We start from the raw sequence: 22,623 nt of genomic DNA, 5'->3' as shown, positions 1-22,623 counted from the left end.
GCCGGGTCGCGGCGCACGGCCTGGGGGTGCGCCAACTGCCCTGGAAGTGCAGGCAGTCGGCCGTGCCGGCGCTCAGGCTATGCGCGTAGAATGGCCTGGGGAAGTCATGTTCCTGACAGCTTCATGAAGTCGGTGTACGTCCCCGACCGGCGCAACCGTCCCGCAACCGCCGTGCATGGCAACGGCATCGGGCCGGCGCCCACTGGACAAGGCGGCGCGGAAGCCGACGGCGGCCTCCTCGGCGAACGACGTCAAGTCGCCCGCGCGGCCGGCCCGGTTCCGTCGAGCAGCGCCGAGACCCGCAGCAGCGTGCGGGCCGCGACCAGCGCCGCCAGCACGACCGCGGCCCCGCCCGCGACGAACGGCACGGGCAGCCCGTACGCCGCCGCCAGTACCCCGCCCAGCAGCGACCCCAGCGGCAGGCTGCCCCAGCTCAGGAACCGATGAACGCTGCTGATCCGGCCCAGCAGCCGATCCGGTACGACGGTCTGGCGCACCGCCGCGGTCAGCACGCTCCACGTCATCGTCGCGAAGCCGAACGCCGCGCTGCTCGCCCCCGCCACCCACGGGTCGGAGGTCGCCCCCATCGCGACCGTCGTCAGCCCGTGCCCAAGGACGGCGGCCACCAGGCACGGGCCGGCCGCCGCGGGGCGGATGCGCTCGGCAGCCCAGGACGCGGCGACCGCGCCGACCGCGACGGCGCTGGAGAGCACGCCGAAGCCGACCGCCGACAGGCGCAGCGTCTCCAGGGCGTAGAGGACGAAGACGGCCATGGTCATCGCGCGGGCGAGGTTCATGAACGTGACGACGACCGACAGGGTGCGGATCACGGGATGCCGCCAGAGCCAGCGGAAGCCCTCGCCTATCTCACGCAGCAGCCCGGCGGTTGAGGAGTCGGCGTCCGGCGCGCGCTCCGGCCGGAACTTCCCGCGCAGCCTGCCCAGCAGGGCGGCGCTCGCCGCGAAGCTCACCGCGTCGAGCACGAACGGCACCGCCTGCCCCAGCCGGAAGAGGACACCCCCGAGCGGCGGTCCCGCGAACTCGTTGGCGCCCAACTCCACCCCGAACAGCCGGGCGTTGCCCCGGGTGAGCTGATCCCGGGGCACGATGCGCGGCAGGATCGTGGGCGCCGCGGCGTCGAAGACGACCTCCCCGATGCCCAGCAGGAACACGAAGGCGCACAGGATCGCGATCGACGAGCGGTCGGCCAGGACGGTCGCCGTCAGCAGCACGGCCAGGCACATCCGGGCGAGCTGGACGGCGACCATGAGCCGGCGGCGGTCGACCCGGTCGGCCAGGGCGCCGGCGGGGAGGCTGACCAGCAGCCAGGGGAGTTCGGCCGCGACGGACACGACGGCGACGGCCACCGGGTCGCGGGTCACGGCGGCGGCGAGCAGGGGCAGGGCGGTCAGGCGTACGCCGTCGCCCAGGTTGGAGACCGCGGCGGATAACCACAGCCGCCGGAAGTCCGCCCCCAGCCTGGTCACCGTGCCCGCTCAGCCCTCCGTCGTCGCCGTACGGGCCCCGCCGGCCGCGGAGGTCTCGCGGGCCTCGGCCACCGCACCGGCCCCGGAAGCCGCGCCCGTCTCCGAAGCCGCACCGACCTCTCCGGCCTCGCTGCCCTCTCCGGCCTCGCTGCCCTCCGCGGTCTCGCCCGCAGCCTCGCCCGCCCCGGACTCCGTTCCACCTACGCCCCCGTCCCGCCGCCGCAGGTACAGCGCCGCGCCCAGCGCCCCCGCCGCGAGCGCCGTGATCGCCCACTCCGGCGCCGCGCCCACCCGGGTCGCCAGCGTCTCGTCCGTGCGCAGCGGCACCTCCGCGGTCAGCACCTCCCGGCGCCACGGGCCCGTCTCGTCGACCGTCTCGCCGTCCGGCGTGACGATCGCGCTGATGCCCGTCGTGGACGCGACCAGCGTCGAGCGGTCGTGCTCGACCGCCCGCAGCCGGGACATCGCGAGCTGCTGCTCGGGCTCGCCCAGGTTGTTGTCCCGCATGTACGTGGCGTTGTTGGTCGGTACGGCCAGCAGGTTCGCCCCGGTACGCACCTGGTCGCGGACCTGGCCGTCGTACGCGACCTCGTAGCAGATGGACTCCGCCAGCCGGACGTTCCCGGCGTCCAGGCGCACGGCCTCCTCGCCGGGCTCGAAGTCGCGCGGGATGAGCTGCAGGTCGCCGAAGCCGCCGAGGAGCGAGCGCATCGGGATGTACTCGCCGAACGGCACGAGCTGCCGCTTCGCGTAGTACGTGCCGGGGCCGCTGCCCGGGAGCCAGAGGAGGCCCGCGTTGCGGATGCGGTCGCCGGGGGCGTCGAGGATGGCGCCGACGACGATCGGGGCGCCGAGGTCGTCCACGACCCGGGAGATCTCTGCGTTGAGGTAGGCGTCGTTGCGCGGGTCGCGGTCGGTGGCGTTCTCCGGCCACAGCACCAGGTCGGGCCGCTCCACCCGGCCCGCCTCGACGTCCTCGATCAGCTCGTCGGTCGCGGCGATGTGGTTCTCGGCGACCATCTCGACCCGGGCCTGCTCCTCCAGGCTGCGGGCCCGCGGCACGTTGCCCTGCACCACGGCCACGGTCGCCCGCTCGTCGCCCGCGTCGCCGGCGCTCGGCAGCAGCAGCGTCCCGCACGCCCCCAGCGCGACCGCCGCGGCCAGCGCGACCGCCGGCACCACCCGGTGCGCGGCCCGCGCGGTGACCAGCGCCGCCAGCGCGCCGGCGGCGAGGGCGACGACGGCACTGACGACGGGGGCGCCGCCGACCGACGCCCAGCCGAGCGTCGGGGCGTCGGGCTGGCTGAAGGCCAGCCGGCCCCAGGGGAAGCCGCCCAGCGGCACCCGCGAGCGCACCGCCTCGACCGCCACCCACCAGGCCGCCGCCCACAGCCACCAGGCGGGCAGCCGGACCAGCGGCGGCACGGCGAGGCACAGGCCGCCGAGCATCAGCGCCTGGATGACGCTGAGCAGCAGCCACGGCAGGATGCCGAGGTTGGACAGCCACCACAGCAGGGGGACGAAGAACGCGACGCCGAAGGCCGTGCCGACCCAGAACGCGTCCCGCTTGCGGCGGGCGCCGCGCAGCAGCACGAACAGCGCCGCGGGCGCGACGGCGGCCAGCGGCCACAGCCCGTACGGCGGGAAGGCCAGCGCGAGCAGCACCCCGGCCACCGCGGCCAGCGCGGGTGCGAACCACGCCCGGCGGCTCAGCGACTCCAGCCACGGCGCCCTCGCCCGCACGGCGGAGGCCCACGGCACGGCGGCCGGCGGCCCCTCCCCGCCGCGGGCGGGGGCGGCTGTCGTACGCGGTGGTGCGGCGGTCACGGAGCCTCCTGGATGTACGCGTCGTCGGGCGCCGCGGGTGCCGCGGCACGCCGAGCGGGTCCGGCATCCGCACGCCGCCCACCCGTATTCTCGCCCCGCGACCCCCGTCGCGCGCCAGTGACGTTCGACTCGGTCCCCGCGGGGGCCCGCCGGCGAGGCGCCCGGGGCCCGCTCCGGAGATCGTCCTCTACGCGCAGAGGCCACCCCCCGTCCGCCGCCGGGCCGAAGCCGGGCGGCACGCACGGCCCGCCCGCCGCACACCCCGAGCGCCCCCGCCCCGCTACCAACCCCCGACCCGCGCCAGCGCCCGCCGGACGTGACCGCGTACCTCCTCGTCCGCGTCGTCCGCCGCCGCGCGCAGCGCCCCGGCGGCCATCGCCCGGCCCTCCGCCGTCACCGCGCACGCCACCGGACCGCCCAGCCACCACTGGGTCCCGGTCCCCTCCGTGATGCGGTCCAGATGCCGCGCCGCGCCACGGCGCAGCGGCACGGGCCGGTCCGCCGCCAGGAGGTCCAGCAGGGGGCGCAGCATCACGGTGTCGCCGAAGACGGCGAGCGCCGGGACGACCCAGTCCGTGGCGGGGGTCAGGGGGTAGAAGTCCGGGCGGGGGACGTCCCGCCAGGAGGCCGGCGCGCGCAGCAGCTTCACCAGGTAGTCCCGGGCCTCGTCGCCACCGGTGTCGGCCAGCGCGAACATCAGGTTGCCCGTGAGGTACGCCCGGTCCGCCCGCGGGTGGAGCATCTCCGCGCGGATCGCCGCGATCAGCGGGCCGACCGCGCGCGGGTCGCGCAGCGTCGTCAGCACGCGCGACGCGTCCTCGCGGACGGACACGTCGGGGTCCCGCAGCGCCGCGACGTACTTCTCCACGGGGTGCTCCCTGCGGTAGTCCGCCTCGCCCTCCGCGGTGAGTTCGCGGTGCCGCCGCCAGCAGTCGTCGCACGCCTCCCGGACGCTGGTCACCTCGACGCGGCCGGGCGCGCCCACGTAGAACGTGTAGAGGACCCCGGGCGGCGGGGCCTTCGTCACCGGACCCGGCACCCGTCTGCGGCAGGCGTCGCACCAGGGGCCGGTGTCCTTCTCGCCGCCTGCCAGGGTCGTACGGAGCTTCTTCCACCAGCTCATCGGGCCGGTCTCCTCGGGGAGTCGGAAGGGCGCGGGGGCGCGTGGAGAGAGCGTAAGGCGGGCCGCCTGCGCCGGTGGGCCGGGGCCCTCGGCGACGGCGCGCACGGTTCCCTCGTGCACCGACTGCCGAGGCGGGGTGAGGTTAGGTTAACCTAAGCTCCCGTGAGAGCCGGAGAGAGCACGCCCACCGCCGCGGGACCCCGCGGGCACGCCCTGTCCGCCGCCGACGTCACCGTGGCGTACGACGGCGTCGACGTCGTCCACGACGCCTCGCTGCGGCTGCGCCCCGGCGAGGTGACGGCCCTCGTCGGGCCCAACGGCAGCGGGAAGTCGACCCTGCTGCGCACCCTCGCCCGGCTGCAACGGCCCCGCAGGGCGCACCTCGTCATCGACGAGGACACCGACGGGTTCGCTCTGTCCACCCGGCACTTCGCCCGCCACGTCGCGCTGCTCACCCAGGGCCGGCCCACGCCCAGCGGGCTGACCGTCCGCGACGTCGTGGAGTTCGGGCGGTACCCGTACCGCGGCCGCTGGGGCGCCTCCGACCCCGGCGGGCGGGCCGCCGTCGACCGGGCGCTGGCGATGACCGGCGTCACCGACCTCGCCGAGCGCGGCGCCGAGCACCTGTCCGGCGGGCAGTTGCAGCGCGTCTGGCTGGCCGGCTGCCTCGCGCAGGACACCGGCGTGCTGCTGCTCGACGAGCCGACCAACCACCTCGACCTGCGCTACCAGGTCGAACTCCTCGACCTCGTACGCGATCTGGCCGACGACCACCGCATCGCGGTGGGCGCCGTCCTGCACGACCTCGACCAGGCGGCGGCCGTGGCCGACCGCATGGTGCTGCTCGACGACGGCCGCGTCGTCGGCGACGGCCGCCCCGAGGACGTCCTGCGGCCCGAACTGCTCAGCAAGGCGTACGGGATCCGCATCGACGTCGACGACGACCCCCTGACGGGCCGGCTGCGCACCCGCGCCATCGGCCGACACCACAAGCGAAGCGAAAGGCTCAGCACTTCCTCATGAGACGCCTCCTGCTGACCGCGGCGGTCGCCACCGCCGCGACGCTCACCCTGGCCGCCTGCGGCACCACCGAAGACGCCGCGGACGACGACGACAAGGGCGGCGCCGGCAAGGGCGCCGCGCAGCCGATCACCCTGACCGACGCCACCGGCAAGAAGGTCACGCTCGAAGACGGCCCCGCCACGAAGGTCGTCGGCACCGAGTGGAACGTGGTCGAGCACCTCGTGTCCCTCGGCGTCGACCCCGTCGGCGTGGCCGACGTCAAGGGCTACAACACCTGGGACTCCGCCGTCCCGCTCACCAACGAGCCCAAGGACATCGGCGTCCGCGGCGAGCCCAGCATCGACACCATCGCCGCGCTCAACCCCGACCTCATCGTCGCCACCAGCGACCTGCCGCAGTCGGCCGTCAAGCAGCTCGGCGAGCGCACCCCCGTGCTCACCCTGCGCTCCGCCGACGCCGCCGACCCCATCGGCCAGATGACCGAGAACCTCGACCTCATCGCCGAGGCCACCGGCACCACCGACCGGGCCGAGGAGCTGAAGAAGGAGTTCGACGCCAAGCTCGCGGACGGCAAGAAGGCGCTCGACGACGCCGGTCTGGGCGGCGGGAACGTCGCCTTCGCCGACGGCTACGTCGTCTCCAACCAGGTCTCCGTCCGCCCGTTCACCAGCGGCTCGCTGCTCGGCGCGGTCAACGAGCGGCTGGGTCTGAAGAACGCCTGGGACGTCGAGGGCGACAAGGACTACGGCCTCGGCTCCACCGACGTCGAGGGCCTGACGAAGCTCCCCGACGACACGCAGTTCGTCTACATCGCCAACAAGGACGACGACTCCAGCACCCCGTTCACCGAGGGCGGCGAGCTGGCGGGCGACTCGGTCTGGAAGTCGCTGCCGTTCGTGAAGGCGGGCGACGTCCACCGGCTGGACGACGGCATCTGGATGTTCGGCGGCACCGAGTCCATGAACCAGTACGTCGACGGCCTCGTCGGCGTGCTGAGCAAGTAGCCGATGGCGGTCACCGCCCCGGCCACGCCCAAGGCCGCGCCCGCCCCGCCGCCGACCGTACGGTCCCGGACGGGCGCGGCGGCGGTGGCCGCCGGGCTCGCGCTGCTGGTCGCGGCCCTCGCGGTCGTCGACCTCACCCAGGGCACCTCCGACGTCGGCGCCGCCGAGGTCGTCAAGGCGCTCACCGGGCAGGCGGACTCCGGCGACTCCTCCGTCGTCCTCGCCTCGCGGCTGCCCCGGATGGTCGCGGGCCTGGTGGTCGGCGCGGCGCTGGCGATCGCCGGCACCGCCCTGCAGGCGGTCAGCCGCAACGTGCTGGCCTCGCCGGACACCCTCGCCGTCAACGCCGGTTCGTACGCCGCGCTGGGGCTGGCCGCCGCCACCGGGGTGTCGCTGCCGCTGCTCGCCTCCTCGGGCGTCGCGTTCGTGGGCGGGCTCGCCGCCGCGGCGGTGGTGCTGGGGCTCTCGGGCCTGGGCACGGGCACGGTGCGGCTGGTGCTCGCGGGCACCGCGCTGACGCTCGGGCTGTTCGCGGTCACCGAGGCGATGCTGCTGCTCTTCCCCGAGGAGACGGAGGGCCTCTACGACTGGCAGCAGGGCAGCATCTCCCAGAGTGGCTGGGACGGCGTGCTGCAGATGCTGCCGCTCGCCGTCGCCGGGCTCGCCGGCCTGCTGCTGCTCGCCCGGCGCATCGACGCCCTGGCGCTGGGCGACGACGCCGCCCGCGGGCTCGGCGTGCCGGTGCGCGCCACCCGCGTCACGGCGGTGCTGCTCGCGGTGCTGCTCTCCGCGGCGTCGGTGACGCTCGCCGGGCCGATCGGGTTCGTCGGCCTGTGTGCGCCGGCGCTGGTACGGGCGGTGGCCCGCAGGTTCCGTACGTACGGGAAGTCGCGGGCGGGCATTCCGCTGGCGGCCCTGCTGGGCATGGCGCTGGTGCTCGGCGCGGACGTGCTGCTGCGGGCCCTGGTGCCGGCGGACACGGCGGTCTCCGTGCCGACGGGCGTGGTCACCAGCCTCGTCGGCGCGGTGTTCCTCGTGGTGATGGCCGCCCGGCTGCGGGACAGCGCGGGCGCGGCCGACACCGACAAGCTGCGCATCCGCAGCCACCGGACGTTCGTGGTCACCACGGCGGTGCTGGTGGCCGCGCTGGTGGCCGTCACCGTGACCGCCCTGCTGCTCGGCGACACCAAGCTGCTGCTCGGCGACGTCGCCAACTGGCTGCAGGGCCGGGCGGGTCCGACCACCGACGTGGTCCTCGACACCCGCGTCCCGCGGGTGCTCGCGGCGCTGCTGGCCGGCGCCGCGCTCGCGCTGTCCGGCACGCTGGTGCAGGCCGTGACCCGCAACCCGCTGGCCGAGCCGGGCGTGCTCGGCGTCACCAACGGCGCGGCGCTCGGCGCGGTGCTGCTGGTGACGACGGTGGACATCCCCACCTCGTGGGGGCTGTCCGCCGCGGCGCTGGCCGGCGCGGCAGTCACCTCCGTCGGGGTCTTCGGCCTCGCCGCCCGCGGCGGATTCCAGCAGAACCGGCTGGTGCTCGTCGGCATGGGCTTCGCCACCGCCTCGACGGCGCTGATCAGCCTGCTGATCGTGCTGACCGACCCGTTCAACGCGACGATGGCGTTGACCTGGCTGTCCGGCTCCACGTACGGGCGGACGCTGCCGGACGTCGTGCCGCTGGCCGTCGTCCTGGCCGCCGGGCTGGCGATCGCGGCGGTACGGCGCCGGGAGCTGGACCTCGTCTCGCTGGACGAGGACACGCCGCGGCTGCTGGGCCTGGACCTGGGCCGCAGCCGGCTGTGGCTGCTGATCCTGAGCGTCGTGCTGGCCGGCACGGCGGTCTCCGCGGCGGGCACGATCGGCTTCGTCGGCCTGGTGGCGCCGCACGCCGCCCGGGCGCTGGTGGGCCGGCAGCACACCCGGGTGCTCCCGGTGGCGGTGCTGCTGGGCGCGGTGCTGGTGTGCACGGCGGACGTGATCGGCCGGTCGGTCATCGCCCCGGCGCAGCTCGGCGCGGGCCTGATGACGGCGGTCATCGGCACGCCGTACTTCATGTACCTGCTGGTACGCAGCCGGGGCGGCAGGTAGGCCGCCGGGCGCGGCGCCGCCGGGGAGGGCGGCGCCGCGCGGCCGGGGAGGAGCCCCGCCGGGGTCAGCGGTGCGGGGGCGGGTCGGAGTCCGGGCGTTCGGCGAGTTCCTTGATGCGCAGCAGGCGGGTCTCCCAGGTCCTTCCGATGCGCTCCAGCTCCCGGGCGAGTGCGCCCAGCCGGGCGCCCACGGCGACGTAGACGATCTCCCGGCCGCGCTGCTCCGACTCCACGAGACCGACCTCGCGCAGCACGTCGAGGTGCTTGCCGATGGCCTGCCGGCTGACCGGCATGACCTTGGCCAGCGCAGACGCCGACATCGGGCCCTCGCCGAGGCGGGTGAGGATCGCCCAGCGCGTCGGCTCGCCGAGCGCGGCGCACACGACGGCGGGGCCGGCGGGCGCGGTCACGGCCGGGGCGCCGCGGCGGCGGCCTTCTCGACGTACGCCTTGCCTGCCGCCAGCTCCTCCAGCCAGCCCTTGTCGTTGCCCGCGCGCTCCTTCAGCCACGCCGCCGGCTCGTCGAAGAGGTCGGAGAACCCGCTCTCCACGACGCGCAGCGTCACGCCGCCGCCGGGGCGCTCGTCGATCCAGAACTCCACGAGCGTCGAGTTCTTCGACTCGTTCCGGTGCGGGGTGCCGAGCCAGCGGAAGGCCGCGTAGCGCGGCTTGTCGAGTTCCACGGTGCGGAAGCGGAACTCGCCCAGGTTCGCGTCGCGGACGACGGCGACGTCGCCCTCGTAGCGCACGTCCGGCTCGTCCAGGACCTCGCCCTCGTTGATGTACCAGCCGGGCCGTACGACCAGGTCCCAGACCCGCTCGGCGGGGGCGTCGATGTCGATCTGCCGGGCGATCCGGTCCAGCTCCGCCAGCTCTTCCTCGGTGTACGCGGTGTCGTTCACGGTTCCTCCTCGTGTGTCGATCTGCAACCTCAGCATTGCACATGGGTGACCTTTACTGCAACCCTTGAGTTGCAGTAAAGCGGCGGCGTGTCCGGCACCGATGAGTTCCCGCAGGCCGGACCGTCTGCACGCACATGGACACCCACACACTGGAGACCCCCGAAGCCGACCTCGTCTACGACGTGCGCGGCCCGCTGCCCCCCGCCGGCGGCCGCCCGCCCCTGCTGCTCATCGGCCAGCCCATGGACGCCTCCGGCTTCCGCGCGCTGGCGGCGCAGTTCCCGGACCGGACGGTCGTCACGTACGACCCCCGCGGCCTCGGCCGCAGCACCCGCAAGGACGGCCGGGTCGACCACTCGCCGCGGACGCAGGCCGAGGACGTGCACGCCGTCATCGCGGCGCTGGGCGCGGGCCCGGTCGAGCTGTTCGGCAGCAGCGGCGGCGCGGTGACGGCGCTGGCGCTGGTGGCCGCGTACCCCGGGGACGTGACCACGCTCGTCGCGCACGAGCCGCCGGTCATCCCGGCGCTCCCGGACGCCGGGGCCGCGGAGCGGGCGCGGCAGGGGGTCACGGACGCCTACCACGCCAAGGGCTGGGGCACGGGCATGGCGGCGTTCATGGCGCTGGGCGCGTGGCGGGGCGAGTTCACCGACGCCTACTTCGCGCAGCCCGCGCCCGACCCGGCGGCCTTCGGCATGCCGGCCGGCGACGACGGCAACCGCGACGACCCGCTGCTCTCGGACCGCTCCTACGCCGTCACCGACTACCGCCCGGACCCGGCCGCGCTCGCCGCCGCGCCGACGCGCGTGGTCATCGCGGTGGGCGAGGAGTCCGGCGACACGTTCACGGCCCGTACGGCACGCGGCACGGCCGCGCTGCTGGGGCAGGAGGCGACGGTCTTCCCGAGCCACCACGGCGGCTTCCTCGACGCGGAGTTCGGCTACGCGGGGCAGCCGGAGGCGTTCGGCGCGAAGCTGCGGGAGGTCCTCGACGCGGGCGCGTGAGACGCGGGGCGCGTAAGACGCGGGCGCGTGAACGGACGCCGGGCCGCTCGCGTACGTCACCTACACCGCGTACACCGCCGCCGCACCGGGACTGCCGCGGCACGGGCCGGACACGGGGCCGGCCCGCGCCGCGGCGTAGCCGACGGCGGGCGGGGTGCCCCGGGGCACGGCCCGGGGCGGGGGACGGATCCGGGTGACCGCCCCGGTGCGCGGCTCACGTCTCCCGCGTGCCCCACCGGGCCGCGGGCGGCCCAGCGGTCACGGCCCCGTGCATACCGGCCGGACGGCCGGGTAACCGCCCGCTCACACCGCGCCGGGCACTCCGCCCGGCCCCGGAAGGGAGGGTTCATGTCTTCCATGCCCCCGTCCGCCGACGAGTCGCGGAGCGCCGGCGGCACCGCCGACGGCTCCCCGCGGCTGACGCCGGACGGACTGCTGCGCGACGTACAGCGCCGGGGGCGGTACGCGGACCTGCGCGACGCCGCGCAGGCCGTCACCACCGTCGTCGAAGTGCTCGGCACCCGGCTGCTCGGGGACGACAGGACCGAGCTGGCCAGGGTGCTGCCGCCCGCCTGCGGTCCGCTGCTCGCCGGGACCGCGCCGGCCGACCACGCGCGCACCCCCGACGGCTTCATCGAGGCGGTCGCCGACCGCGAGCACACCGGCAAGGCCGCCGCCGCCCGCGACACCGACGCCGTACTCGGCGCCCTCGCCGACGCCGTCGAGCCCGAACTGCTGCGCCGGATCCTCGACAGGCTCCCCGACGACCACGCCCGGTTCTTCGGCCTCGGGGGGTCGTGATGGGGACCTCCCGCAGGCGCCGGGACCCGACCACGACCACCTCCGCCGCCACAGACACAGCCACCGCCACCGCGGCGGAACCGCCCCCGGAACGGGAGGCGAAGCCCGCCGACGCGGCGCCCGTGGCGCGGTGGGTGCGCTGGCTGGCGATGCTGGTGGCGTTCGCCCTGATGGTGGCGTTCGCCGTGGTGCTGGCGCGGCTGACGCTGGAGAAGTCCGCCGCCTCCGAGCCGATGACGCACACGAACCTGCGCCCCGGCGACTCCATCCGCGACTACGTCACCCAGCCGGCGTTCGTCGACACCCTCCGGCAGCTCGGCGGCAACATCCTGCTCGGCGTCCCCTTCGGGCTGCTGCTACCCGTGCTCGTGCCGCGCGCCCGCGGCCTGCTGCGGGTGGGGCTGTGCACCGCCCTGGTGATGACGGCGGTCGAGGTGGTCCAGGGCACGTTCCTCACCGGCCGGGCGTTCGACATCGATGACGTCATCCTGAACACCACCGGGGCATTCCTCGGCTATCTGTTCCTCGGCCGCCGGCTCGGCCGCGCCGTGCACCCACCGCGCCGACGCTGGTGGCAGCGGCTCTTCCGCGGGCCGCGCCCCGCCGGTTGAAGAACCCGGGGCCCGCACACGGTAGACAGGAGGGGTCCGCGGCGGTATGCCGGGCGGGCGTTCGGGCGGTGGCGAAGTGAACGACGATCGGAGTCGGAGCCGATGAAGCGTGGGGCGCACGCGCGGGACGAGGGTACGGAGTGGGCGCGCTACCGCGCCGCCCTGCGCCGTACCCCCGTGGCCCTCTGGAACGACGACATCAGCGACTACGCCGCCGCCCTCACGTACTACGCCATACTCACCGTCCTGCCCACGCTCTTCGTCACCCTCACCGTCATCGGCCTCGCCGACCCCTCGGGCACCGAAGCCCTCATCGCCTACGTCACCGGGCTGGCCCCCGCCGGCTCCGGCACCGCGCTCAACGACGCGCTCCACGACGTCACCCGCGGGGACTCCACCGCCTGGATCCTCACCGTCGTGGGCGTGGCCAGCGCCGTCTGGTCCGCGTGCAGCTTCCTGTCCGTCTTCCGCCGCGCCCTGCACGCGATGTACGGCACCCCCGACAGCCGGCCCGTGCTGCGCCGCGCGCCGGCGATCCTGGCGATGGCGCTGCTGCTGCTGACGCTGCTGGTGTCCGGCGCGCTCACGCTGGTGGTCACCGCGCCGGTCGCGCGGGCGCTGGGGCGGCCGTTCGGGCTGGGCGAGCAGTCGGCCGCGGCGTGGGAGTTCCTGCGCTGGCCGTTCCTGGTCTTCGTGGCGGCGCTGCTGGTGCTGCTGCTCTTCCGCTCGGGACCGCCCGAGTCGCGGACGGTCATGCACGCGATTCCGGGCGGGCTGCTGGCGGGCGCGCTGTGGCTGCTGGCGTCGGCGGGCTTCGCGTTCTACGCGTCGTACGCGGCGTGGACGTACAGCAGGCTGTACGGGTCGCTGGCGGGGGTCGTCGTCTTCCTGATCTGGCTGTGGTTCTCGAACCTGGCGCTCCTGGCCGGCGCGCAGTTCAACGCGCTGCTGGCCCGCGCGGCGGCCCCGCCGGAGACGGCCCGCCGCCCGCGGCGCCCGGCGGTGCCGGCCGTACCGCGGTGAGGGGGCGCCGCGACGGCCGTACGGGCGGTGGCGGGGCGCGGCGGCCGGCGGGGTCAGCGCCGGGCCAGCCTGCGTTCGCCCGCGGCGCCCGCTTCGTACTCCAGCTCGTAGTGGCTGTAGACCGCAGGCTCCTGCTCGAACGCCAGCTCGCCGTCCGTGTCGATCGACGGCGCGCCCTTGACCTGGCTCTTGTCGTACGCGACCGTCACGTACCCGGGGCTGACGGAGGCGCCGTCCAGCGGTACGAACACCAGCCGCCGCCGGCCCGGCACGCCGGCCTTGACGGTGGCGAAGGACGGCACGTCGGTACGCGTGTCGACGTACACGGCCTCCATCTCTCCGATCTTGCCGCCGTCCGCGCCGCGGACGGGGTGGCCGCGCCACTCGCGGATGTCGTGTGCCTCGAACACCGTGCCTCCCGGGGGATGCGTCAGTCCTTGGCCGGCCGGTAGACGGTCAGCGCTCTTTCGAGCTTATCCAGCACGAACGCGGTCGGCGCGGCGACGACCTCGCCGTCGTACGCCATGCGGGTGCCCTCCGGCAGCCCCGCGACGGCGACCCGGCGCAACCGCCCCGCGGCGTACAGCCGGGTCCTGGCCAGACCGCCGGCCAGCGCGGTGGCCAGCAGCCGGGCGCGGCCGAGGCGCCCGGCGTGGGCGGTGCGCACGTCCAGCACCCCGTCGGCGAGGTTGTCGCGGCGCACCGGCGCGACGCCCACGCTGTGGTACGCGCCCGAGCCGGCGAACAGCAGCCAGAGGTTCCGCCACCGGCCGTTGATCCGCGCGCCGACCGGCTCCGCCGTACGTATGACGCGCAGCGTCGCCGCGACCGACCCCAGCGGCCCGCCGAGCATCGGCGAGAAGCGCTCGCGCCACCGGACCAGCTCGGGGTAGATGCCGAGGCTCAGGGTGTTCAGGAAGTAGACGGGACCGTCGCCCGGCGCCCGCGGCAGGAGCCGGCCGACGTCGACGGCGACGGCGCTGCCGCGCGCCACCGCCCGGCACGCCTCGGGGATGCTCTCGACGCCGAGGTCGGTGGCGAAGTGGTTGAACGTGCCGCCCGGCAGCACCGCCAGCGGCACCCCGTACCGCATGGCCGCCACCGCCGCCGCGGCCACCGAGCCGTCGCCGCCGCACACGCCCAGGGCGCCGCCGTGCCGCGCCGCCTCCTTCGCGGCGGTGTCGAGCAGGTCGGGCAGCGGGCCGTTGTCGTCGCCGACGACGGCCACGTCGGCTTCCGGCAGCACGGCCGCGAGCTGCCGTACGGGGTCGAGGAGCTGCGGCTGCACGCCCGAGGCGGGGTTTATCACGACGTACAGCCCCGTCCCGTCCGGCAGCGCGGGCGCCGCCGCGGGCGGCGGCGCGGGGTGCGGCGGGCGGGGGCGCGGCGGCACCAGGCGGCGTACGACGAGCGCCGCGCCGAGGCCCAGCGCCGAGCCGGCGAGCACGTCGCTGGGGTAGTGCACGCCGGTGTAGACCCGGGAGAAGGCGACCGACCAGGCGACCGGCGCCAGGACCGCGGCCCACCGCGGCGACTCGAACGCCACCCCGCACACGAAGGCGGCGGCGGAGGCGGAGTGGCCGGAGGGGAAGGAGGACGTTATCGGCTGGCGCGCGAGGTGCCGTATGACGGGCACCGCGTCGAGCACGGGCCGGGCGCGGCGGAACGCGCCCTTGCCGGCCGTGTTCACCGTCGCGGAGGCCAGCGCCAGCGACCCGACGCCGCGCAGCGCGGCGCGCCGGCCGCGCGAGCCGCCGAGCGCGGCGATCGTCGCGGCGGCGCCGAACCAGAGGAGGCCGTGGTCGGCGCCGCGGCTCAGCCGCGGCAGCACCGGCTCCGCGCCGGGCCAGCGCGTCGCGGCGACCCGGGCGAAGAGCACGTGGTCCGCCCGGCGCAGCCGCCGGCCCACCGTCCGGCGGCTGCCGCTCCCGGCGGCGACGACGTCCTCGTACACCCCGTGCCCCGCGGCGCGCAGCACGCGCGCCGTCCGCCGCGCCCCGGGCCCGCCGGCCCGTCCGGCGGCGGCGAGGCCCCCGGCGGCGGCTTCGGCGGCGGCCCGGGCCCCGCGCAGGGCCCCGGCGGTCCCGGTCGCCTTCCGGCGGCGTACGAGCCCGGAGAGCGCACTGCTCACGCCGCTCGCGGAGCCTCCGGTACGCCCGGAGCCCGCGGTGAACCCGGTCAACCCGGTCAACCCGCCCTGCCCGGCCCGCCGCACGCGCGCGCCCGCGCTCACGCCGGCTCGGTCAGCCCGTCGCGCAGCCGACGGAGGATCGAGGACAGCAGCCGGGACACGTGCATCTGCGAGATGCCCAGCTCGGCGCCGATCTCGCTCTGCGTCATCTCGGCGCCGAACCGCAGGTCCAGCACCTTCCGGTCGCGCTCCGGCAGTGCCTCGACCAGCGGCTTGAGCGACACCAGGTTCTCGACCTTCTCCAGGTCGGGGTCCGGTGCCCCGGTGCGCCGCGCGAGGAACGACTCGCCCTCCTCGTCGGCGGCGTGGTAGTCGAGCGAGGACGTCTTGTACGCGTTGGCGGCGACCAGCCCCTCGACGACCTCGTCCTCGTCCAGGCCGGTCTGTTCGGCCAGCTCCGTGACGCTCGGGCCGCGGCCGAGCGTCTGCTCCAGCCGCGCGCTGGCCTTCGCCAGCGTCAGCCGGCGCTCCTGCATCCGGCGCGGCACCCGCACCGCCCAGGAGGTGTCGCGGAAGTGGCGCTTGATCTCACCCACGATCGTCGGCAGCGCGAACGTGGGGAACTCGGTGCCCTCGCCGAGGTCGTAGCGGTTGATCGCCTTGATGAGGCCGACGGTGCCGACCTGCACGACGTCCTCGCGGGACTCGCTGCGCAGCCGGAAGCGGCCGACGGCGTAGCGGACGAGCGCGAGGTTCAGCTCGACGAGGGTGTTGCGGACGTACGAGTACGCGTGCGTGCCCTCCTCCAGCTCCGCCAGCCGGGCGAAGAGGACGCGGGACAGGGCCCGCGCGTCGGCGGTGCTCGCCTCGCGCAGCTCGGGCAGCGGCGGCAGGTCGAGGCCGGCGAGCGGGTCGGCGCCAGGGTCGGCGGCCGGTCCCGCGCCGGGGCACGTGGCGGTGCCGCTCCGGGACTCGCGGTCGCTCGTCACGAATGTCGTCATGGTGTCCCCCTGATGTGGACTTCTGCTCGACAGGCGTTGTGTGCGGCTACCCGTCATCACGGCGGCTATACCTGACCGTTACTTTGCTCCCGTAACCAACGTGACCCGACGACCCCCCTTCCAGCTCGTATTTCCTCCTGTCCGTGGGCCATTTGCAGCACGCCGGAACTGCTAGGGCGAAGGGCGGCGGGTGGCCCCCGGGACGGCGCCCGGGGGCCACCTCGCCCGCAGCGGCGCCGGCACGCGGTCCAGCGCCTCCCGCACACTGCCGTACGTGGTGATCACGTCGGTGGTGCCCGTCTGCTCCAGCAGGTACGCCACCCGCCGGCCGACGGCGGCGAGCATCAGCTCGCCGCCCTGCCGGCGCAGCAGCCAGCGCACCGCGAAGAGGCAGTTGAGGCCGCGGGAGTCGCAGAAGGTCAGCGTGGTCAGGTCGAGGACGACGTAGCGGTGCCCGGAGTCCACGCACGACCCGACGGTGTCGAGGAAGAGCCGCTCGCCCCCGTGGTCGAGCTCGCCGCCGACGCGGATCACCGTGCACTCCGCGCTGGAGCTGAGCACGAGCAACGTCAGTCGGGGCGCGTTCATCGGCCCTCCCTCACTCGGGGCGGCGGTGCGCGGCTCAGGTCACCGCCGGTTCACCACCGCCTGACCGCCCGGGACGCCGCGTGCCCGACCGCGAGATACACGACGGCGGCGAGCCCGTAGTTGAGCATGACCTGCCACCAGTCCGGATCGACGGTGAACATGTCGCGGGACCAGCCCGCGAGCCAGCTCGCGACGTCGTGCACGAAGTCGACGAAGTCGTTCGAGCGGTTCGCGTCGAGGATGTACAGGAGTATCCACAGTCCGATGAGGATCGCGGCCAGATCCGCGATCGCGGCGACCACCGCCGCCGCACTGGGTCTGCTTCTGTTCGACATGGACGGCGTCTTGCCGGGTCACGAATCGATAAACGCCGCTCCGGTAGGGGCCTTCGACGCCGCACGTCACGGCGGCGGGTCCGCTCGTACGCCATCGGCATGGCGGCGCGGCGCGGCGCCCCGGCGGCGTGAGAATGCCGCCATGAGCGTCGCGGTCTGCCTCTTCACGTCCGACCTGCGGCTGCACGACAACCCCGCGCTGCACGCCGCCGTGCGCGCCGCCGACGAGGTCGTGCCGCTGTTCGTGTCGGACGACGCCCTCGCCCGGACGGGGTTCGCGGCGCCCAACAGACGGGCGTTCCTGGCGGACTGCCTGACCGGCCTCGACGAGGGGCTGCGGGCGCGCGGCGGCGGGCTCGTCGTCCGCGCCGGGGACGCGGTCCGCGAGGCGGTACGGGTGGCGGCGTACGCGGGGGCGGACGAGGTCCACGTCGCCGCGGGCGTCAGCGCGTACGCGGGGCGCCGCGAGACCCGGCTGCGGGAGGCGCTGGCGGCGGACGGGCGGCGGCTCACCGTGCACGACGCATCCGTCACCGCGCTCGCGCCGGGCGCGGTCACGCCGCGGGGCCGGGACCACTTCGCGGTGTTCACCCCGTACTTCCGCCGCTGGCACGCCGCTTCCCCGCGCACGCCGCTGCCCGCGCCGCGCCGCGTCCCGGTGCCGCCCGGCCTCCGCTCCGACGCGCCGCCGGCCCGGGCGGCGGTCCCCGGCGTCTCCCCCGGCCTCGCCCGCGGCGGCGAGAAGGAGGGCCGGCGGCGCGTCACGGCCTGGCTGCGCGGCGGCGTGACCGCGTACGCGGACCGCCACGACGACCTCGCGGGCGACGCCACCTCGCGGCTCTCCCCGCACCTGCACTTCGGCACGGTGTCCGCCGCCGAACTGGTGCACCGCGCCCGCGCGGTGGGCGGCGCGGGCGCGGACGCCTTCGTCCGGCAGCTCGCCTGGCGGGACTTCCACCACCAGGTGCTCGCCGCGCGCCCCGACGCGGCGCACGCCGACTACCGCCCGCACGGCGACCGCTGGCGCCGGGACCGGGCCGGGACCGCGGCGTGGCGGGCGGGGCGCACCGGGTACCCGATCGTCGACGCGGCGATGCGGCAGCTCGCGCACGAGGGCTGGATGCACAACCGCGGGCGGCTGCTGGCGGCGAGCTTCCTGACGAAGACGCTGTACGTGGACTGGCGGGTGGGCGCCGCGCACTTCCTGGACCTGCTGGTCGACGGCGACGTCGCGAACAACCAGCTCAACTGGCAGTGGGTGGCGGGCACGGGCACCGACACGCGGCCGAACCGGGTGCTCAACCCGCTGGCGCAGGCGCGGCGTTACGACCCGCAGGGGGCGTACGTGCGGCGGTGGGTGCCGGAGCTGGCGGGGGTGGCGGGGGCGGCGGTCCACCGGCCGTGGACGCTGCCGGCGGGGGAGCGGGAGGGGCTGGATTATCCGGAGCGGGTGGTGGGGCTGGAGGAGGGGGCGGACAGGTTCCTGCGGGCGCGGGGAAAGAGATGAGAGGGGCGACGAGGGGGCCCGGGTGGCGTGACGGTCACACCCGCAGGGAGCAGTCGCCGCACAAGCCGCCGCCGGGCACCCGGTAGTACAGGCAGCAGCTACGGCGCCGGAAGGCCGGGCCCGGGCCGGTGAGCACCCCGGTGCCGGCCAGCCTGCCGGTGGCCAGCAGCGCCTCGGTGAGCCGGGTCAGCGGGTCGCCGAGCGCCGGGCGGGCGGCGCGGAGCGCGGCGGCGGCGCCGACGAGCGCGGAGGCGGCGTTGCCGTAGAGCAGACCGGCGGCGACCTTGACGCGCAGGCCGGCGGCGAGCGGCTCCAGGTGCCGGGTCACCACCGCGTCGTACAGCACCTCCGGCAGCCGCCCCGCCGCGGGCGCCGCCCGCCCGGCGGGCACGGGCAGCCGCAGCGCGGGGCCGTCGTCGGCGCGCTGGAGCCGGGTCAGGTCCGGTACGACGCCGTGGAGGAGGACGCAGGCGAGCACGGGGGACCAGAGCCGGGAGGCGTGGCCGAACTGGACGAGGGAGGCGCCGACACGGAGTTCGGCGGTGCCGTAGCGACCGGCGGTGGCGGCGACGAGGTCGGCGGCGCCGCGGGCGTAGGTGTCGCCGACGGGGTGCCAGCCGTCGTCGGGCCCGCCGACGGCGAGGGCGAAGAACGGCCCGACGGCGGCGACGTCGTCGAGCACGCGGGCCACGACGTCACGGGGCAACGGCTGTCCGGCGGAGGGGGCGGAGGGTGTCACGGCGGGGTCCTGGGGAGAGGGAGCAGGTGCTACCGTTGATATCAAGGATAGCTCGTTCGATATCAAGGGAGGTGCATGATGAGTCGCACCGTCATCGATCTGGACGACGGCCTGCTCGCCGACGTCGCCCAGGCTCTCGGCACGAGCACCAAGAAGGAGACGGTCAACACCGCCCTTCGCGAGGTGCTGGAGAGCCGGCGGAGAGCGCTGGCGCTCACGCGGCTGCGGGCGGCGGCCGAGGAGGGCGCGTTCGAACTCGACCTCCTTGACGACAAGAGGAACTACCGCGGGTGAACGCGGCACAGTACCTGATCGACACCAGCGCGCTCGCCCGGATGATGCGCGGCGACGCCGAGCAGTTCGGGTGGGACCGCGCGGCGGCGGCCGGGCTCGTCGCCGTCTGCCCGATCACCGAGCTGGAGTTCCTCTACAGCGCCCGCTCCGCCGACGACCGGGCGCGGGGCGTGGAAGACCTTCGGATGATCTTCGGATGGGTGCCGGTCGACGATCGGGCGTACGACCGCGCCTGGCAGGTGCAGGAGGCACTCACCAGGCGCGGGCAGCACCGCGGCGCGGGTCCCGTCGATCTCGTCGTGGCGGCCACCGCGGAGTTGCAGGGGCTGACCCTGCTGCACCGCGACCGGGACTTCGACTGCGTCGCCGCCGCGACCGGGCAGGCGCTGCAGTGGTACGGCCCCGAGGCCGGGAAGTGATCCGGTGCGGTCGCACGCCCGCCGCGTGACCGGGCCGGGGGCTCGTACGGCCATACGATGGGCGCATGCCGGAGCGCGACACCGCCCCCTCGCCCACCCCCGCCGTCCACCGCCACGAGTTCACGCCCGACCGGGAGCAGCTCGAAGCGGCCAGCACGGTGTTCGCGCTGCTCTCCGACGCCACGCGGCTGCACCTGCTGTGGCTCCTCGCCGAGGGCGAGGCCGACGTCACCGAGCTGGCCACCGCCAGCGGCGCCGCCCGGCCGGCGGTCAGCCAGCACCTGGCCAAGCTGCGCCTCGCGAACCTGGTGCACGCCAGGAAGGAGGGCCGCCGCGTCGTGTACTCGCTGCGCGACGGCCACCTGCGCGGCCTGGTCGTCGAGGCGCTCAACCACGCCGATCACCTCATGACCGGCGAGCCCTGGCACTCCTGACCCGCATCCACCCCGGGGAATACCGCCCGCACCCCCCTCTGTTCAACGTGTGCGTATATGCGCACACGAGCAAGGGAAGAGGCCAGGGTCATGTTCTCCGTACTCCGCAACCGCACCTACCGGCACCTCTTCGCCGCCCAGGCCCTCGCCCTCCTCGGCACCGGCCTCGCCACCGTCGCGCTCGGCCTCCTCGCCTACGACCTCGCCGGCGGCGACGCCTCCGCGGTGCTCGGCACCGCCATGGCCGTCAAGATGGCCGCCTACGTCGGCATCGCCCCCGTCGTCGGCGCCCTCGCCGACCGCGTCCCGCGCCGCGCCCTGCTGGTCGCCGCCGACCTGGCGCGCGGCGTCGTCGCGCTCGCGCTGCCCTTCGTGACCGAGGTCTGGCAGGTCTACGTGCTCATCTTCCTGCTCCAGTCCGCCTCCGCGGCGTTCACCCCGACCTTCCAGGCCACCATCCCTGAGGTGCTCCCCGCCGAGCGCGACTACACCCGCGCGCTGTCGCTGTCGCGGCTGGCGTACGACATGGAGAGCCTGTTCAGCCCCGTGCTCGCCGCCGGGCTGCTGACGCTCCTCACCTACGACCGGCTCTTCCTCGGCACCGCCGCAGGGTTCGCCGCCTCCGCCGCGCTGGTCGTCTCCGTGACGCTGCCGAAGCCGACCCCCCGCGAGCCCGGCGGCGCCCGCGGCGGGGCGTTCGCCAGGGCCGCGTACGGCATGAGGCTCTTCGGCTCCGCGCCGCGGCTGCGCGCACTCCTCGCGCTCAACCTCGCGGTGGCGGCGGCCGGCGCGATGGTGGTCGTGAACACCGTCGTCCTGGTCCGCGACCACTTCGCCCGCTCGGTCGGCGAGGTGTCGCTCGCGCTCGGCGCCTTCGGCGCCGGGTCGATGGCCGTCGCGCTGGCGCTCCCCCGGGTGCTGGAGCGGGTCGGCGACCGCGCGGTGATGCTGCCGGCCGCGTTCGTGCCGGCGCCGGTGCTGGCGGTCGTCGGGGCGGGCCTGGCGGGCGGCGTACGGGCCTGGCCGGCGCTGCTCGCCGCGTGGGCCGTGCTCGGGGCGGCGACCTCGGCGATGGTGACGCCGACGGGGCGGCTGATCCGCCGCTCGGTGCCGGCGCGCGCGGACCTGCCGGCGGCGTTCGCGGCGCAGTTCTCGCTGTCGCACGTCGCGTGGCTGCTGACGTACCCGCTGGCCGGCTATCTGGCGGCGCGGGCGGGGACGGCCGCGGCGGCGGGCGTGCTGGCGGCCGTCGGGCTCGCGGCGGCGGTGGCGGCGGTGCTGCTGTGGCGGCCGGCGGGCGCGGGGCGTACGGCCGGCGCGGCGCCCGGGGCGTACCGGCCGGCAGGCGGCGCGCGGCTCACCCGGGACCGTACGACCACCGCCGCGTAGGCCGCCCCGCGTGACGCGCGCCACCGGGCCAGATACCCCCCGGGGGTATGTCTGCTACGCTGATCATCACACGGCCCGCACCGGACCAGAAGGGCAGGACACCCACCATGAACACCACGCACCACCACGACGCCGCCCACGGTCACCACGACGCCCACGCCCACCACGCACCCGCCGGCCCCGCCGGCCTGGACAGTTCCGCGGACGGCTACACGCTGGCGCTGGAGACCACCGTCCTCCCGGCGGGCACCGCGACCGAGCTGCGCTTCCGCCTCCTCGGCTCCGACGGCCGCCCCGTCGCCGACCTCACGCCCCTCCACGACAAGTTGGTCCACCTGATCGTCGTACGCCGCGACCTCACCCGCTACGTCCACGTCCACCCCGCCGAGGGCGACGACGGCACCTGGTCCGTCCGCGTACGCCTCCCCGAGGCCGGGGCCTACCGCGTCTTCGCCGACTTCGCCCCCGCCGCGCACGGCGGCACCCTCACCCTCGGCGCGGACCTCCGGGCCGGCGACGGCACCGGCCCGGCGCGCGAACTCCCCCCGCCCGCCCGCTCCTTCACCGTCGACGGCCGCGAGGTGACGCTGACCGGCGAGCCGGCCGCGGGCGAGGGGCGGCGGCTGGAGTTCACGTTCGCGCGCGACGGCGAGCCGGTCACCGACCTGCAGCCCTACCTCGCCGCGTACGGTCACCTCGTGGCGCTGCGCCGCGAGGACCTCGCGTACGTCCACGTCCACCCCGACGGCTCCCCCGGCGACGGCGCGACCGAGCCCGGCCCCGTCGTGGCGTTCCACGCGCAGGTGCCGGGCCCGGGGACGTACCGGCTGTTCCTCGACTTCAAGCACGAGGACGCCGTGCGCACCGCGGAGTTCACCGCGGTGGTGGAGTGATG

24 protein-coding genes are annotated in these 22,623 nt (G+C 75.7%); 13 read left to right on the top strand and 11 right to left on the bottom strand.

Annotation, left to right across the window (positions count from 1 at the left end):
* Positions 1-251: 251 nt before the first annotated feature.
* From O7599_RS21025 to O7599_RS21015, 3 genes are all read right to left on the bottom strand, one after another.
* Entirely contained in the window at positions 252-1,487 is a 1,236-nt protein-coding gene (locus O7599_RS21025) for an MFS transporter (protein ID WP_281617144.1), read from the bottom strand.
* A gap of 9 nt (positions 1,488-1,496) precedes the next feature.
* Positions 1,497-3,314, bottom strand: a complete 1,818-nt coding sequence (lnt, locus tag O7599_RS21020) for an apolipoprotein N-acyltransferase (RefSeq protein ID WP_281617143.1) — start codon at positions 3,312-3,314, stop codon at positions 1,497-1,499.
* Positions 3,315-3,594: 280 nt separating this feature from the next.
* Positions 3,595-4,437: a hypothetical protein gene (locus tag O7599_RS21015; protein WP_281617142.1), complete on the bottom strand. Its 843-nt coding sequence runs from the start codon at positions 4,435-4,437 to the stop codon at positions 3,595-3,597.
* A gap of 162 nt (positions 4,438-4,599) precedes the next feature.
* On the opposite strand from O7599_RS21015, the gene O7599_RS21010 reads away from it, so the two are divergent.
* From O7599_RS21010 to O7599_RS21000, 3 genes are read left to right on the top strand one after another with little or no spacing between them, the layout of a single operon-like run.
* The gene (locus tag O7599_RS21010) at positions 4,600-5,460 is read left to right on the top strand and encodes an ABC transporter ATP-binding protein (protein WP_281617141.1); all 861 of its coding nucleotides are present in this window, start codon (positions 4,600-4,602) and stop codon (positions 5,458-5,460) included.
* On the top strand, positions 5,457-6,464 hold the full coding sequence (locus O7599_RS21005; protein ID WP_281617140.1) for an iron-siderophore ABC transporter substrate-binding protein: 1,008 nt from the start codon (positions 5,457-5,459) through the stop codon (positions 6,462-6,464). The genes O7599_RS21010 and O7599_RS21005 overlap by 4 nt, the downstream gene beginning before the upstream one ends.
* Positions 6,465-6,467: 3 nt before the next feature.
* The gene (locus tag O7599_RS21000; RefSeq protein WP_281617139.1) at positions 6,468-8,552 is read left to right on the top strand and encodes an iron ABC transporter permease; all 2,085 of its coding nucleotides are present in this window, start codon (positions 6,468-6,470) and stop codon (positions 8,550-8,552) included.
* A 64-nt stretch (positions 8,553-8,616) separates the two neighbouring features.
* Here the strand turns inward: O7599_RS21000 and O7599_RS20995 are convergent, their stop codons facing one another.
* Together O7599_RS20995 and O7599_RS20990 are read right to left on the bottom strand one after the other, a co-directional pair.
* Positions 8,617-8,961, bottom strand: coding sequence for a metalloregulator ArsR/SmtB family transcription factor (locus O7599_RS20995; protein WP_281617138.1), 345 nt, complete (start codon positions 8,959-8,961; stop codon positions 8,617-8,619).
* On the bottom strand, positions 8,958-9,452 hold the full coding sequence (locus O7599_RS20990; protein ID WP_281617137.1) for an ATPase: 495 nt from the start codon (positions 9,450-9,452) through the stop codon (positions 8,958-8,960). Before O7599_RS20990 ends, O7599_RS20995 begins: the two co-directional genes overlap by 4 nt.
* Before the next feature lie 134 nt (positions 9,453-9,586).
* Here O7599_RS20990 and O7599_RS20985 point away from each other — a divergent pair, with 134 nt between their 5' ends.
* From O7599_RS20985 to O7599_RS20970, 4 genes are all read left to right on the top strand, one after another.
* On the top strand, positions 9,587-10,456 hold the full coding sequence (locus O7599_RS20985) for an alpha/beta hydrolase (protein WP_281617136.1): 870 nt from the start codon (positions 9,587-9,589) through the stop codon (positions 10,454-10,456).
* 348 nt (positions 10,457-10,804) lie between these two features.
* Positions 10,805-11,257: a DUF2267 domain-containing protein gene (locus tag O7599_RS20980; RefSeq protein ID WP_281617135.1), complete on the top strand. Its 453-nt coding sequence runs from the start codon at positions 10,805-10,807 to the stop codon at positions 11,255-11,257.
* Entirely contained in the window at positions 11,257-11,868 is a 612-nt protein-coding gene (locus O7599_RS20975; RefSeq protein WP_281617134.1) for a VanZ family protein, read from the top strand. The genes O7599_RS20980 and O7599_RS20975 overlap by 1 nt, the downstream gene beginning before the upstream one ends.
* Positions 11,869-11,970: 102 nt before the next feature.
* Positions 11,971-12,891, top strand: a complete 921-nt coding sequence (locus O7599_RS20970) for a YihY/virulence factor BrkB family protein (protein ID WP_281617133.1) — start codon at positions 11,971-11,973, stop codon at positions 12,889-12,891.
* A 53-nt stretch (positions 12,892-12,944) separates the two neighbouring features.
* Here O7599_RS20970 and O7599_RS20965 read toward each other — a convergent pair whose 3' ends face one another.
* The 5 genes from O7599_RS20965 to O7599_RS20945 all read right to left on the bottom strand — a co-directional run bounded on the left by O7599_RS20965 (position 12,945) and on the right by O7599_RS20945 (position 16,946).
* Entirely contained in the window at positions 12,945-13,301 is a 357-nt protein-coding gene (locus tag O7599_RS20965) for a PRC-barrel domain-containing protein (protein WP_281617132.1), read from the bottom strand.
* A 20-nt stretch (positions 13,302-13,321) separates the two neighbouring features.
* The gene (locus tag O7599_RS20960; protein ID WP_281623462.1) at positions 13,322-14,800 is read right to left on the bottom strand and encodes a phosphatase PAP2 family protein; all 1,479 of its coding nucleotides are present in this window, start codon (positions 14,798-14,800) and stop codon (positions 13,322-13,324) included.
* 320 nt (positions 14,801-15,120) lie between these two features.
* On the bottom strand, positions 15,121-16,023 hold the full coding sequence (locus O7599_RS20955; RefSeq protein ID WP_281617131.1) for a SigB/SigF/SigG family RNA polymerase sigma factor: 903 nt from the start codon (positions 16,021-16,023) through the stop codon (positions 15,121-15,123).
* Positions 16,024-16,194: 171 nt separating this feature from the next.
* Positions 16,195-16,611 carry an STAS domain-containing protein gene (locus tag O7599_RS20950; RefSeq protein ID WP_281617130.1) on the bottom strand — a complete coding sequence of 139 codons (417 nt, stop codon included), beginning with the start codon at positions 16,609-16,611 and terminating at the stop codon, positions 16,195-16,197.
* A 50-nt stretch (positions 16,612-16,661) separates the two neighbouring features.
* On the bottom strand, positions 16,662-16,946 hold the full coding sequence (locus tag O7599_RS20945; protein ID WP_281617129.1) for a hypothetical protein: 285 nt from the start codon (positions 16,944-16,946) through the stop codon (positions 16,662-16,664).
* Between the two features lie 142 nt (positions 16,947-17,088).
* Here O7599_RS20945 and O7599_RS20940 point away from each other — a divergent pair, with 142 nt between their 5' ends.
* A complete protein-coding gene (locus O7599_RS20940) occupies positions 17,089-18,453 on the top strand; it encodes a deoxyribodipyrimidine photo-lyase (protein ID WP_281617128.1) in 1,365 nt (454 codons plus the stop codon).
* A gap of 34 nt (positions 18,454-18,487) precedes the next feature.
* Here O7599_RS20940 and O7599_RS20935 read toward each other — a convergent pair whose 3' ends face one another.
* Positions 18,488-19,192, bottom strand: coding sequence for a (2Fe-2S)-binding protein (locus tag O7599_RS20935; protein WP_281617127.1), 705 nt, complete (start codon positions 19,190-19,192; stop codon positions 18,488-18,490).
* A gap of 78 nt (positions 19,193-19,270) precedes the next feature.
* Here O7599_RS20935 and O7599_RS20930 point away from each other — a divergent pair, with 78 nt between their 5' ends.
* The 5 genes from O7599_RS20930 (at position 19,271) to O7599_RS20910 (ending at position 22,621) form a co-directional block, all read left to right on the top strand.
* Positions 19,271-19,486 (top strand): type II toxin-antitoxin system VapB family antitoxin, encoded by a 216-nt coding sequence (locus O7599_RS20930; RefSeq protein WP_281623461.1) that lies wholly within the window; start codon positions 19,271-19,273, stop codon positions 19,484-19,486.
* Positions 19,483-19,905: a PIN domain nuclease gene (locus O7599_RS20925; protein WP_281617126.1), complete on the top strand. Its 423-nt coding sequence runs from the start codon at positions 19,483-19,485 to the stop codon at positions 19,903-19,905. The genes O7599_RS20930 and O7599_RS20925 overlap by 4 nt, the downstream gene beginning before the upstream one ends.
* A 65-nt stretch (positions 19,906-19,970) precedes the next feature.
* The gene (locus tag O7599_RS20920; protein WP_281617125.1) at positions 19,971-20,339 is read left to right on the top strand and encodes a metalloregulator ArsR/SmtB family transcription factor; all 369 of its coding nucleotides are present in this window, start codon (positions 19,971-19,973) and stop codon (positions 20,337-20,339) included.
* Positions 20,340-20,429: 90 nt separating this feature from the next.
* On the top strand, positions 20,430-21,728 hold the full coding sequence (locus tag O7599_RS20915; protein ID WP_281623460.1) for an MFS transporter: 1,299 nt from the start codon (positions 20,430-20,432) through the stop codon (positions 21,726-21,728).
* Between the two features lie 107 nt (positions 21,729-21,835).
* The gene (locus O7599_RS20910) at positions 21,836-22,621 is read left to right on the top strand and encodes a hypothetical protein (protein ID WP_281617124.1); all 786 of its coding nucleotides are present in this window, start codon (positions 21,836-21,838) and stop codon (positions 22,619-22,621) included.
* Positions 22,622-22,623: the final 2 nt, after the last annotated feature.

It is taken from the genome of Streptomyces sp. WMMC500, assembly GCF_027497195.1.
Lineage (GTDB): Bacteria > Actinomycetota > Actinomycetes > Streptomycetales > Streptomycetaceae > Streptomyces.
Note: the sequence above shows the minus strand (reverse complement) of the source record. Positions and strands in the feature narration are given on the sequence as shown.

Bases quoted from the DNA above. Each gene is read 5' to 3' on its own strand.
- O7599_RS21015 (WP_281617142.1), bottom strand. From the start codon at position 4,437: ATGAGCTGGTGGAAGAAGCTCCGTACGACCCTGGCAGGCGGCGAGAAG.
- O7599_RS21005 (WP_281617140.1), top strand. From the start codon at position 5,457: ATGAGACGCCTCCTGCTGACCGCGGCGGTCGCCACCGCCGCGACGCTC.
- O7599_RS21000 (WP_281617139.1), top strand. From the start codon at position 6,468: ATGGCGGTCACCGCCCCGGCCACGCCCAAGGCCGCGCCCGCCCCGCCG.
- O7599_RS20985 (WP_281617136.1), top strand. From the start codon at position 9,587: ATGGACACCCACACACTGGAGACCCCCGAAGCCGACCTCGTCTACGAC.
- O7599_RS20980 (WP_281617135.1), top strand. From the start codon at position 10,805: ATGTCTTCCATGCCCCCGTCCGCCGACGAGTCGCGGAGCGCCGGCGGC.
- O7599_RS20975 (WP_281617134.1), top strand. From the start codon at position 11,257: ATGGGGACCTCCCGCAGGCGCCGGGACCCGACCACGACCACCTCCGCC.
- O7599_RS20970 (WP_281617133.1), top strand. From the start codon at position 11,971: ATGAAGCGTGGGGCGCACGCGCGGGACGAGGGTACGGAGTGGGCGCGC.
- O7599_RS20955 (WP_281617131.1), bottom strand. From the start codon at position 16,023: ATGACGACATTCGTGACGAGCGACCGCGAGTCCCGGAGCGGCACCGCC.
- O7599_RS20950 (WP_281617130.1), bottom strand. From the start codon at position 16,611: ATGAACGCGCCCCGACTGACGTTGCTCGTGCTCAGCTCCAGCGCGGAG.
- O7599_RS20945 (WP_281617129.1), bottom strand. From the start codon at position 16,946: ATGTCGAACAGAAGCAGACCCAGTGCGGCGGCGGTGGTCGCCGCGATC.
- O7599_RS20940 (WP_281617128.1), top strand. From the start codon at position 17,089: ATGAGCGTCGCGGTCTGCCTCTTCACGTCCGACCTGCGGCTGCACGAC.
- O7599_RS20930 (WP_281623461.1), top strand. From the start codon at position 19,271: ATGAGTCGCACCGTCATCGATCTGGACGACGGCCTGCTCGCCGACGTC.
- O7599_RS20920 (WP_281617125.1), top strand. From the start codon at position 19,971: ATGCCGGAGCGCGACACCGCCCCCTCGCCCACCCCCGCCGTCCACCGC.
- O7599_RS20915 (WP_281623460.1), top strand. From the start codon at position 20,430: ATGTTCTCCGTACTCCGCAACCGCACCTACCGGCACCTCTTCGCCGCC.
- O7599_RS20910 (WP_281617124.1), top strand. From the start codon at position 21,836: ATGAACACCACGCACCACCACGACGCCGCCCACGGTCACCACGACGCC.